Here is a 12777-nt window from a genome sequence, read left to right as displayed (position 1 = left end):
TTGGCATAATTTCCAATATTAACAATGAGTTAACAATTCTCAAATATTTCAATTTAATGCTATTGTCATCTTAGTGTCATCGAAACGACTTACAAACCTTTTATTTTGGCGGCCTTCTAAAAGCACACATTCGAATAAACGATGGGAAAATCGACAATATGAATAATAAAACCTTCACACCTGTTTTTAATCAACTTTCTTTACTCATTACCGCTTTATTAAGCGCGCCTGTCTTTGCTCAACAAACACCAGATAAAGAAATTGAGCAGATAACAGTTACCGCTCAAAAACGTGTTCAATCAATTCAAGATGTACCCGCCAGTATCAGTGCTTACAATGGTGATTTTTTGGAATCCATGGGAGTGGGTGAACTCGATATGTTATCTGAAATCACCCCAGGGCTTGTGATCCAAGAACAAAGCCCAAACAATCCAGGCTTTGTTATTCGTGGCATTACCTCAGACAGCGGTTCAGCGCAAGCAGCACCGCGCGTGTCTATTTATTATAACGGTGCGGATATATCTCGCTCCCGAGGCTCCTATTTCGAAATGTTTGATATTGAACGTATTGAAGTAGTGAAAGGACCCCAAGCCACCCTATTTGGCACAGCCGCTTCTGTTGGAGCATTGAGTGTCATCACTAATAAGCCAGAAGAAGACTTTTCTTCTTCCATAACTTTAGGTTTAGGCAATTTTGCAGCTAAACAAGCTAAAGGGTATGTCACAGGAGGAAACGAAACCTTACAAGGCAGATTTGCCTTTAGTTACCGTCAACGAGATGGTTACATCGAAAACAAAGCTGGTGACGCTGATTCACAAAGTCCAAACGGCACGCAACAAGACGATATGCATGGCATTGAACGTAGCGCTTTTCGCGCTTCGCTGCGTTTTACCCCGAATGAGGACATTACAGCTGATTTAACTTTAACCCATGAAGAAAATGACGATACCGGTACTTCATTCAAAAACGGTATTTATGCGCCAACTGGCGGCGATACAAGCCCGTTTAGCTTTGTAGAAATGTCGGGCAGTCCATATTCTGCAGAGGTACTTGGCTCAGATAAATTAGGCGTAAAACGTGAAACCGATGATATTAATTTAACTGTCAATTGGGATATATCTGACAGTCTTATGTTCACATCAATCACCGCCACTCGTAGTTTCGATTCATTAGAAATATTTGATGGTGACGGCACCCAAGCATGGTTTTTAGAATTTGCCGAAGATGCCGAAGGGGATCAATTTAGCCAAGAATTTCGATTACTACACACTAGCGATAAACTTACGACAATTGCAGGAATCAGCTATTTTACCGAAGATGGTAATCAAGCCGTTCCTTTTAGTACTGAGGAGTCAATCTACTTAAATTGTCTTGGCGCCTTAGGTACTGGTTTACCTTGTATTAATGCAGATGGCTCAGTCAACATACTCACTCCTGCGCTAACCAGTGGTGCCGCATCAGAATTACCTTACAGTGCATTGTTTAGCAATTTTGGCGAGTCAGATACCTTCTCAATTTTTGCCGATTTTACTTATTCGGTTAGCGGCAGCTTGGAAATTACCGCTGGGCTACGTTATGTAACAGAAGACAAAACCAGTGGTTATAGCGCAGTTTCTCCCGACTCAGCAATTTTGACGAGTGTGGGTGCTCCTGGCCCGTTACTGCCAGTCGTCGACACAAATGGTGAAAAGTTTGAAGCAAACGACACCTTTAACGATTGGTTGCCACGTTTTAACATCTTGTATAACTTAAACAAAAATACCAACCTCTACGCGACTATTTCTAAGGGTCGCCGCTCTGAAGTTTTAGATGTGAGTTCCCAGGCTGGAGATAACGGAGCCATTGCTGATGTAACCCTAGTACCAGCTGAAATCATTTGGAATTATGAAACAGGTGTTAAAGGTCAAGCTTTAGATCGTTCAATCACTTATTCTGCCTCAATATTCTATCAAGACTATTCTGACTTTCAGGTAACTCAACAAGACGATGCAGGAAACTTTTTCACAGCCAATGCAGGTTCAGCAACCAACATTGGGGTTGAATCAGAGTTAAGAGCATTGTTAGGGGATTATTTCGATGTGTTTGCTAATTTTGCTTACATTGATGCAGAAATTGACGACGACAGTGAGAATGGTGACTTAGCCGGTAATCGATTCCGCCTACAACCAGAAGTGACAGCGAGTACAGGTATTTCTTACCAGCAACCACTAACAGATAATCTTAGCTTAACTGGCTCTTTAGTATACAGCTACCGCTCTGACATTTTCTTTGAACCTGCTAATGCCCCTATTTCGGGGTTAGATATTAGTGAAGACGCCATAAGTTTAGTCAATGCTCGAGTGGGTATCGCTGACGAAACAAACAGATGGTCTGCAAGCTTGTATGTCAGCAACTTGTTTGACAAAGAATACCTAGTAGATGCAGGTAATACCGGCGGAAGTTTTGGCAACCCTACCTTTGTTGCCGGCCCACCTAGATTTGTCGGGGTTGAATTTAATATGGCATTTGGTGACTAAAAACACAGCTAACGAGTATTATTAGTATTAAAAGGCTAGCAATATTATTTTGCTGGCCTTGTTTACTAAAGGCAAAACCACGACTTATTTTCCCCCTAATACCAAGTGTAAAACGTTCAAGAACTCGATTTATCCCAGCTAATTCCCCAACTTAGTGCAGCAAACTACAGTCACCAATATTTTGCTATACTTGCATTAAATTGGTGCAACAGACACTCATTCTACGATATTCTCCTTCTCTGATTAGACATATTAAACTTTAATAACTAACACAACAGGACACTCATGAAAAAATTAAAAAAAAGCGCCTTAGTCATTGCAATCCACGCTGCACTGATTAGCCAAGTCTCATTTGCACAAGAGGCCAAAGAAAGCGAGCGTGCCTTAGAGTCTATTACAGTGACGGCTCAAAAACGTACGCAAAGTATTCAAGAAGTACCTATTTCTATCGCTACGTTAAACGGTGAACAATTTGAGAGCATGTTTGCAGGGGGCGAAGACATTATAGCCTTAGCCGTTCGAGTGCCTGGATTATATGCAGAAACATCTAATGGGCGCGTGGCTCCGCGCTTTTATATTCGCGGATTGGGTAATACCGATTTTGACTTGGCCGCATCACAACCGGTTTCTATTGTGATGGACGATATAGTCAAAGAAAACGTGATACTAAAGAGTTTTCCGGTGTTTGATATCGAACAAGTAGAAGTTATACGTGGCCCGCAAGGCACTTTATTTGGACGAAACACGACTGCGGGTATAATCAAATTTGATTCAGTCAAACCCAGCGACGACTTTGACGCCTATGTTAAACTCGGTGTCGGTAATCTAGGAACATTCAATATTGAAGGAGCCGTAGGTGGTAGCCTAGGAGACGACCTAGCCGGACGTTTCTCAGTGTTGTCACAAGACAGAGACGATTGGATTGACAATGCTTATACAGGTCAAAAAGATGTGATTGGCGGTTTTGATGAGAAAGCTTGGCGCGGACAATTAGGCTATGCGCCATCTGATGATTTTTCTGCACTGTTAAGTGTACATGGCCGCGAGCTTGATGGCACTGCATCGGTATTTCGCGCCAACATACTCACTAAAGGAAGTAACGATCTAAACCAGAATTTCGACCGTGACGTTGTCTATTACGATGGCGATATCGACGGTAATGGTGCCGACAATAATCCACAAACTTACGAAAACTACGGTGCCTCTTTAAAGCTAGAATTTGGCCTAGAAGAGATGAGTTTTACCAGTATCACTGCACTTGAAAACGCCGAAGGTTCGAGTCTAGGTGACATAGATGGTGGCGTGACATTAACTGAAGCGGCAGACATTAACGGTGATGGTACAACAGAGTTAACTTATCCTGGTAATATCGCGTTTAGTGCTGTGACTCAGGATAACTTGGATGATCTAGAACAATTTACTCAAGAATTTCGCCTAGCCAGCAACACCACTGACGCCCTTAATTGGCAAGTTGGTGCCTTTTATTATGAATCTTCTTTTAACGTAACCAGTATTGACGGTTTTTATGGTGCCACCACTGTATTTCACGACAACACCACATGGGCAGTGTTTGGGCAGACGTCTTATGATGTGAACGAAAAATTAAACGTGACCGGTGGTGTGCGTTATACCAAAGATGATAAATCACTGGTTGTAGGTGAACAAAATGTCGACGGTTTTGCAGTCGTCATTGGTGCCGCTTCGGTACAAGACTATGACGATATTAACGTCGACGACGGCCAAGTCAGTTGGGAGCTCAGTGCCAACTACAAAATCGATCAAAACACCTCGCTATTTACTCGCTTAGCCAATGGCTTTAGAGCACAAACGATTCAAGGACGGGATGTGGCATTTGAAGGCTCCCCTTCTGTTGCTGAATCTGAAACCATTAACTCCTTTGAAGTGGGCACTAAAACCGACTTATTAGACGATACCTTACGCTTAAACGTAGCCGCTTTTTATTACGAGATTGATGACGTGCAATTTTCGGCTATTGGTGGGGGAGCAAATAATACAGCCTTGATTAATGCGGACCAAGGTGTGGGTTACGGTTTTGAAGTAGATGCGCAATACCTAGTAACCGACAATTTAACACTAACCGCTGGTTACAGTTACAACCATACCGAAATTAAAGATGATTCGTTAACGGTTTTGCCTTGTGGTGCTAACCCAAGTTTTAACTTTACTGGTAACTGTACAGTGATTGATCCAACAGTTGACGGTTATAGAGTATCAATAGACGGCAATCCATTCCCACAAGCACCAGAAACCATCTTCAACTTCACTGCTCGATACGCGTTTCCAGTAAGCGAAGACGCGGAAATTTCTATCTACACCGACTGGGCCTTTCAAGGTAAAACGAATTTGTTTTTATATAGCTCTCTTGAGTTTAAAACCAATGATAACTTTGAAGGTGGTCTAAGAATTTCTTATGAAAACTTTGCTGATGATTACAGTATCAGCCTATTCGGGCGTAATATAACAGATGAAGAAAACCTAAAAGGTGCAATAGATTTCAATAACTTAACGGGTATTGTCAACCAACCACGGATCTTTGGAATTGAAGCTAAAGTACGTTTTTATTAATTGCCGATTGCTAAACTCAAAGGCGTCTTAGGACGCCTTTTTGGATTATTACGGATCAGTATTCACAGGTTATTACCATAGGTAACCCGCAAGTATTCTACAATTTTTGTTGAATCAAACATGGCGACACTATTATTGGGATCGACCAAATAGGGTATTGCCATTTTGCCCTCTGTGCTTTGCAGGTGTTTGCGATTCGTTAATGCACTACTTGGCTTTATATTTAAGGCGTCTCGAATCGGAGGCAATAACCATTCTCCCAACTCCGTTCGACCACAACTCCGCAAAATATACGGGATCTCCAACTCACACAAACACTCACGTACTATGCGCGCATAGGGACTGGCTTCAAAACTATATAATTCAAGTAATTGTTCTGGAGCCCGAGACGCCTTTTTTGTTTGCCCTACCCCTAGCCGAACCGTATTAGCTGCCATGGAACTGAGCTTTTGTAACTTTCCAAATTGCCACTTCAAAGGTAATGCTCGTTTGCCATAGGTTTCAAATAAGTACTCTATGATGCCCAAGGATTCGTATATCTGAACACCTGTGTTCGGATCGCTCAAAAAAGGAAACTGTGCCTTACCCCCTGTTTCAAGTACTAATGGACGATAGCGCGTTCCTGATTTAGGACACGGATAAATTTCCGCGTCTAAGTCCAACTCGGTTAGTGCTTCCCTTACCAACCTACAATAGGGACATCCCTCAATGTCGAATAACATCAAACAAATCTCCGGCTTAATTGCTGCGGCATTACTACTAATTCCAGTCCCGGTGCGCGCTAATGAAACGAGCAATGAACTAGCAAAATTAATTGGCCGTATCTTCAGGTATTTCAAAACAAGACTCCCTATATATCTGAACAATAAAACAGATCCATAACCAACTGCTACTTGCCTAACATACTTAAAAAGCCGCTATTATAGGAACTAGGTAACTGTGGCAGTTTTTCTACTTTTTCATGGTATTGGTCGTACCCTTTAGCAATACGTATTCTATGGTCTTGGCTATTATCTGAATATGCCGCGCCCTTTAATCCATAGATTTCCATATCTTTGCACCCCATAGGCCAATTCCATAATGCCTGTATCACGGTTTGGGAGTTGTCATAAGTACGGATAATAGTGGCCTCATCCTCTACTTTGGGATTGAACTCAGGTTGAAATTGTTGAGTAACAGCCGTGACAGAGAAAGGTTTTTTCCCATCCATAAACCACGTAGAAAGATTGGGTCCATAACAACCAAAGTCAATAATCACTTCTCCACCATTTTGTATGGGGTCAAATAACCATGCCAAAACTCGTCGTGTAAACCCAGTTTACCAAGGCCTTTGTGGCCATCACGTACAATCAGTTTTCCGACTTCCCCAAGGTCAGCACTTTTAACAATATCGTAGGCTTTACAGCTGCTGGCATACCAAGAGATTTCATAATTCGTCAGTAAATGTATTCGATGCTTTTTAGCCAGTCTATACATTTTTCGAGCATAATAATTATTAACTGCAAGCGGCTTTTCAAGCATAACATGTACACCTAAAGGCGCCATTGACTCCACCACTTCTATATCTTCATAGATACTACCAAATGTCACCGCGGCGCGCGGGTGACAAAAAAACAAAAACAAACCTAAGTTCGGATTTTGACATAAATCTTTTGCGACAATCGAATGCTACGACTCTTTTAATCTGATTCACTATGGTCAATAACCAGCCTGTTACGGCCTTGTTGCTTGGCTTGGTACATGGCTTTATCTGCGCGGATCATCAGAGAGTCAAGGGTATTTTCCCTCAGATTTTGAAATGCTATCCCTATACTGATAGAGGTATTAATTTGATTTTCACCCAACGTTAATAGTGTGGTAATGGCTTTAATTACCTTATTTGCGACTTTTTCAGCATATTCAACCGTCGTAATATCATCGAGCAAAATAGCAAATTCGTCGCCGCCTAACCGACTCAAACTATCGGTATCACGAATACATTTTTTAACTAGGCAAGCGACTTCTACCAACAATAGATCTCCAATATGGTGACCATAGGTATCATTAATTTGCTTAAAATTATCCAAATCCAAAAACAGCAACGCAATTTTTTTATGCTTGTCTCTTTTGCTGCTATTTAAGGCGTGCTGTACCCTATCATTAAACAGTGATCGATTGGGCAATTTCGTTAGGGGGTCGTGCAATGCCATAAATTGTAAGTCCGCTCGAGCCTGCATCCTTTCGATAGCATTGCGGATATGCCTTGCAACAAAACATAACAATTGCTCGTCTTTTTTGGTGAAGCCAACATTTTCTTTATAACTTTGAACGACTACTACACCTTGAAGCGGCGGATTGCCAAAGGGCACACCCAACCATGCGTAGGGTAACGACCCTTTAATATAAAGCTCATTAGAATCAATCATAGATTGCATTTTCTGTTTGCTGGCTAATAATGGCTTGTTGGTATTTAGCACATACCCTGTAATGCTAGGTTTAGCTTTATCAATAGGAATAATTTCATTAGGGGGGACTTCATCCACTTCATCTACCGCATAAGGCAGCGTAATCGCATCTCCATCATCAATTACCAAAGCCACAAAAAAGTTAGCAGCAAACATCAACTTAGCAATGCTTTTATGTAGTCGTTCGTAAAACTCCTGCATATCTGATGTTTCAAAAATCAGCTCAGCAATTTCGAACAAGGTATCCTGAATTTTACCACTATATTCTAGTTTCTCGATGGTTTGTTGTAACTGTTCTATGGCACTGTTCTTCTCTAATTTGATGGCAGTGATAGACGCGATCGCATTTAATGACTTTTGAGTTTGAGAAGAGAAATCGGCAATATCCCTGCTGCCACAATAGATAACCCCAAGTAATTTATCCCCTGTCACAATGGGCACAACAACGGCGGATAAATGCGCAGAGTTCTTTTGCTCAAATTCAGGATGAATACGAAGATTATCAATATTCTCAGTTTGTAACGATTTCGCGACTTTGCCGATGAGTCCTTGATCTAAAGCAACAGTGCTTAACGAATTGGATTCGAGGGGTTTCGACTGTTTTTTTTCAAAGGCTGCTGTCAGAGTAAGAATTTGCTTTTCGGGATCAAATGAATAGTATTCGATATCTTCAATATTGAGTTTATTAACTAATGTGTCAGATAGGTAACCTACTATTTGTTGTTCTAAATTTGCGGGCAAGACGTCCATCAAATACTGATTCACAATTTTCAGGTGCTTGTATTCGGTTTCTAAATGATACTGCGCTTCTTTCATTATCCTTAAGCCCTTTGCCGTAATCTTAAACACTTAGATTTATTGTTTATTCTCACATTAAATCAAAGAATAAGCTCTAAACGCAAAAAAATATTAAAGCAACCAAAAGCATTACAAAATTGATCATTGTTTTATACAGCAATAACACCTCAACAATTATTTTGTTAACTAGCCTGAGATAGCCCAAACATTTTTTCATTGCTTAGGCTATCTCTAGCTAGGAAACCATATCTACTCAGGCTTATAAGGTATTTTGTACAACAGACTATAAAATACAGGTACGGCAACTAAGGTCAATAAGGTAGCAAATGCTAAGCCGCCCATAATAGTCACCGACATATCTGCAAAGAAGGGGTCGAACAATAAAGGGAGCACACCTAAGATTGTGGTAATAGCGGCTAACGCTACTGGCCGTAAACGACTCACACTGGCCTCAATTAAACCTTGTAATGGCGGTTTACCTTCAGCAATTTGCAAATCAATTTCTTCTAGCAAAACAATCGCATTTTTTATTAACATGCCAAATAAGCTTAAGAATCCTAACAATGACATAAAACCAAATGGCATATCGGCGGCTAACAACCCAGCCACAACGCCAACTATTGCCATTGGCACAATTAACCAAATAATCAAGGGTTGTCGCACTCGCCCAAACAACAGCACACTAATTAAGAACATCACCAAAAAGCCCAACGGCAATCCTTTACCTAAAGCCTCTTGCGCTTCTTTAGCCGACTCATACTCACCACCAAATTCAATGCTATAACCAACTGGTAGTTGAATATCTTCTATTGGATCTTTAACACGACTAAATGCTGCACCGGCAGTTTCGTCCGCACCTGGTTCGGCTGAAACAGAAATAGTGCGCACCCTATCGCGACGTTGTATCAGTAACTCTTCACTCTGATATTTAATACCACTAGAAACTTGCTGAAACGGGATATAACGTCTCTGGCTACTACTCCACACCATACTATTTTTGATATCCGAGGTATTAGGTGTATCTTGCGAGCGACTTTTTGCAATAATCGGATACAAATAGTCACCAGACTGCAATTGCCCAATACGCAGACCGCTGCTAGCAAACTGAATGGCTTGAGAGAAATCCGACCTTGAAACGCCAGCTAAACCTGCCGTTATTTCGTCATATTGCGGCGTTAGGATTATTCCTTTTTCTCTCCAATCATCTCTTACACTGCCAATAAACGAGTCATCAAAATATATATTTTTAACTTGCTGAGCAATGTATCTAAGAATAGTAGGGTCGGGTCCCGAAATTCTGGTTTCTAACTTAGCCGCTGCCGCAGGCCCAAACTGAATCACTTTTGGGTAAAAGCGCCCATCAGGATCGACCGCCTGCAATTTATCTGTGAGAGACTTGGCAGTTGCGGGTATATCTTCTGCGTCTTCAACTCTAACAAAAAACAATCCATAACTTTCATTCGGCATTTCAGGGCCATACAGCAAAGTAAAACGCTCTGCACCACGACCAACAAAACTCGCCACCGAAGTCACAGATTCGTCATCTAATATGATTGACTCACCCTTCATCATATTCTCTGCCGTGGTGCGTATGTCTCTGTCTTGTGGACTCCAATAGTTAATAAAAAATACCGGCGCGTTGGATGGTGGAAAAAAACCTTGTTTGATTAAGCCAAAACTCCCATAGGCAGTTATTGTTATGGCTATCAAAACAAACAAGCTAAACCATCGATAGCGCAGCGCTTTTTTAAGAAACGCTAAGTACCCTATTGAAAAACCAGATAACTTAGTCTCCGTCTCTTGTTGTTGACCAACTTTATAAAAATAACGACCTAACAACGGAGTCAATGAAACCGCAAACACCCAGCTAAGCATCAAAGAAATCAGAACAACGGCAAACAGTGAAAACAAAAATTCACCTGTCGCATCGTCAGATAAACCAATTCCTGAAAACGCCATAATACCTATGACTGTTGCCCCTAATAAGGGCCATTGGGTTCGTTTAACAATAAAACTAGCGGCCTCAATGGCTGACTTGCCTTTTGCCATACGCATCATCATGCCTTCAGCCACGACTATGGCGTTATCCACTAACATGCCCATCGCAATAACCATGGCTCCTAACGAAATTCGCTGTAAGCGCAAATCGGACAACCACATAACCAACACAGTACCAAGTACAGTAATTAACAAGGTAACACCTACTACCACTCCCGAGCGCCATCCCATAAATATGCATAACGCCAAGGTAACAACCAATACCGAAACCTCTAAATTAACGATAAAACCATCAACAGCAGTTTTTACGATACTCGCTTGGTCATATAACGATTCAACCTCAATACCGGCAGGGAGGCTTTGCAATAACTCTGCAATTTTTAAATTTACTTTATGACCCACATCCACAATGTTCACATCAAATTTAGCTGACACTGCAAAAGTAATGGCTTGTTCACCGTTATAACGCATAACACTGTCTGGAATTTCGACAGGCTGAATACTAATTTCAGCTATATCCTTGAGTTTTATAGAGGCATTATTTCCCGGTAACACTATAGGTAAATTACGTATTTCGTGGATCCGGTTTGAAGAATCGGCAATGGATAATCTGATTTGTTTACCCTCTGCAAGCAATCTACCACCGTTAAAAGGACGTAAATTATTATCTAACAGCTGCGTAATATCAGGAAATGACAATCCTAAACCCGCTATTTGAAATGTATCAAAAGTAGCCACTATTTCTTCCTGAAGGATGCCATTAACATCGACCTTAGCCACTCCGTCAATTGTGAGCAGTTCGCGGCGAATAATTCTCGAAAACTCTCTCACTTGATAGGGGGTAAAATCTGGCGCTGTAAGTGCATAATACAATCCAAATACATCACCAAAATCATCGATCACTGCTGGCGAAGTAGTACCTAATGGCAAAGATGCGCTGAGATCACTGAGTCGTTTTCTAAGTTCATCCCAAATTTGCGGCAATTGGTCAGTATCGTAGTTAGGTAAAACTTCCACTCTAATTTGTGACAAACCAGGTTTACTAGTCGATTTTAAACGCCTTAGTTGCGGCATTTTCTGCAATGCAATTTCAATCTGTTCGGTAAGCTCTCTTTCTACTTTTTCCGCACTAGCGCCAGGATAATAGGTCATTATCATAGATTCTTTAATCGTAAACGCTGGATCTTCTAAGCGTCCTATGTTCTCTAGTGCTACGAGTCCCCCCACAATACAAACTAGTGCAAGCAGCCAAACGTTGACTGACTTTGTCAGTGAATAGCGAGCGATATCCATTACTGTTCAGCCTTATATTCTCTTACCATCAAACCCTCTCGCATATAGGTAATACCGGCGGCCACCACTTTGTCACCATCAGATAACCCTTGGTCAATTATCGCAAACTTTCCAGACATACCGTTTACACTGACCTTACGCTTGCTCACAGTTTTTTGTTGCTCATCAAACAACCAAACGGCAAAACCAGTTTCCCCTTCACCAAATACAGCAGAAACAGGTACTGATGTAATTTTGCCGGAGTCTTTTTGGCTCTGTAGGGTAACCATTGCTCTTGAACCTGGGATCAACAGTGACTCTTGAGCGTTATCAATTGCAAAGGTTAGATTATAAGTTTGGGTAATAGGATCAGGAGTGGCTTCATGTTCAACATAGTGAATTTTAAAGGTTTGACCTTCAATTCCAATGATTCGAGCTGTGGCAATGACTTCGGTATTACCTTTGTTCAAGGTCATTACACGTTCAGGTACATCAAAAGAAAAATACAACGATGAGCGGTCTTGGATAGTGGCCACAGAACTTCCCACTTGTACGTAACTGTCGTTTTCAACATATCTGTCAGACACGAAACCATCAAATGGAGCCGTAATTTTGGTATAACTCAAATCTTGTTTAGCGTTGTTTAGATCTAACAAGGTTGTTTCGAATTGTGTTTTAGCGTTGTCATAAGCACTCTGGGATACACCACCCGTTTTATACAATGATTTAATACGTTTTAAATCGTTGGTCGCCAAATCGTGCCGCGCTTCTCGATCTTTTACCTTTCGTTTATAAGGAGCGGGATCTATCTGCGCCAAGACTTGTCCTTTTTCAACTTTTCGACCTTTTATTAAATCTGTGGCTATTAAGCGCCCTGCCACCTCAAATTTAAGTTCAACGTTTTTCACAGCTGAAACTACCGCTGGAAATTCATACACATCATTACTCGGTTGCGCTTTAATAGTAAAGGTTTGCACCACAACTGGCGCCTCTTCTGAGTCAACAACTGCCAATTCAGAACAACTCTGAAATAACAATACCAGACTTATACTAACCCACCATTTCATATCAATTCCCCACAGTACTTTGATAAATAATTACACTAACCAACAACCAGGTGATGATGTTAACACATTTACACAATGTGTAAACTGCATTGAAAA

General features: G+C 41.2%; 8 protein-coding genes. 2 read left to right on the top strand and 6 right to left on the bottom strand.

Going from position 1 to position 12777, the window contains the following annotated elements; genetic code table 11:
• Positions 1–158: 158 nt before the first annotated feature.
• On the top strand, positions 159–2516 hold the full coding sequence (locus ABJK37_RS07200) for a TonB-dependent receptor (RefSeq protein ID WP_348351549.1): 2358 nt from the start codon (positions 159–161) through the stop codon (positions 2514–2516).
• A gap of 285 nt (positions 2517–2801) precedes the next feature.
• Positions 2802–5102, top strand: a complete 2301-nt coding sequence (locus tag ABJK37_RS07195) for a TonB-dependent receptor (RefSeq protein ID WP_348351547.1) — start codon at positions 2802–2804, stop codon at positions 5100–5102.
• 62 nt (positions 5103–5164) lie between these two features.
• On the opposite strand, the gene ABJK37_RS07190 is transcribed toward ABJK37_RS07195, so the two are convergent.
• From ABJK37_RS07190 to ABJK37_RS07165, 6 genes are all read right to left on the bottom strand, one after another.
• Entirely contained in the window at positions 5165–5941 is a 777-nt protein-coding gene (locus tag ABJK37_RS07190) for a glutathione S-transferase N-terminal domain-containing protein (RefSeq protein WP_348351545.1), read from the bottom strand.
• A gap of 50 nt (positions 5942–5991) precedes the next feature.
• Positions 5992–6399 (bottom strand): hypothetical protein, encoded by a 408-nt coding sequence (locus tag ABJK37_RS07185; protein WP_348351544.1) that lies wholly within the window; start codon positions 6397–6399, stop codon positions 5992–5994.
• A complete protein-coding gene (locus ABJK37_RS07180; RefSeq protein WP_348351542.1) occupies positions 6357–6719 on the bottom strand; it encodes a hypothetical protein in 363 nt (120 codons plus the stop codon). The genes ABJK37_RS07185 and ABJK37_RS07180 overlap by 43 nt, the downstream gene beginning before the upstream one ends.
• A gap of 62 nt (positions 6720–6781) precedes the next feature.
• On the bottom strand, positions 6782–8362 hold the full coding sequence (locus ABJK37_RS07175; protein ID WP_348351540.1) for a diguanylate cyclase: 1581 nt from the start codon (positions 8360–8362) through the stop codon (positions 6782–6784).
• A gap of 231 nt (positions 8363–8593) precedes the next feature.
• A complete protein-coding gene (locus ABJK37_RS07170; protein WP_348351538.1) occupies positions 8594–11635 on the bottom strand; it encodes an efflux RND transporter permease subunit in 3042 nt (1013 codons plus the stop codon).
• Positions 11635–12681 (bottom strand): efflux RND transporter periplasmic adaptor subunit, encoded by a 1047-nt coding sequence (locus tag ABJK37_RS07165; protein WP_348351536.1) that lies wholly within the window; start codon positions 12679–12681, stop codon positions 11635–11637. The genes ABJK37_RS07170 and ABJK37_RS07165 overlap by 1 nt, the downstream gene beginning before the upstream one ends.
• Positions 12682–12777 lie beyond the last annotated feature (96 nt).

It is taken from the genome of Paraglaciecola sp. (genome assembly GCF_039964565.1).
Taxonomy (GTDB): domain Bacteria; phylum Pseudomonadota; class Gammaproteobacteria; order Enterobacterales; family Alteromonadaceae; genus Paraglaciecola.
Note: the sequence above shows the minus strand (reverse complement) of the source record. Positions and strands in the feature narration are given on the sequence as shown.

Coding starts and splice junctions, on each gene's coding strand:
- ABJK37_RS07170 (WP_348351538.1), bottom strand. CDS start 11,635: ATGGATATCGCTCGCTATTCACTGACAAAGTCAGTCAACGTTTGGCTG.
- ABJK37_RS07165 (WP_348351536.1), bottom strand. CDS start 12,681: ATGAAATGGTGGGTTAGTATAAGTCTGGTATTGTTATTTCAGAGTTGT.
- ABJK37_RS07195 (WP_348351547.1), top strand. CDS start 2,802: ATGAAAAAATTAAAAAAAAGCGCCTTAGTCATTGCAATCCACGCTGCA.
- ABJK37_RS07175 (WP_348351540.1), bottom strand. CDS start 8,362: ATGAAAGAAGCGCAGTATCATTTAGAAACCGAATACAAGCACCTGAAA.
- ABJK37_RS07200 (WP_348351549.1), top strand. CDS start 159: ATGAATAATAAAACCTTCACACCTGTTTTTAATCAACTTTCTTTACTC.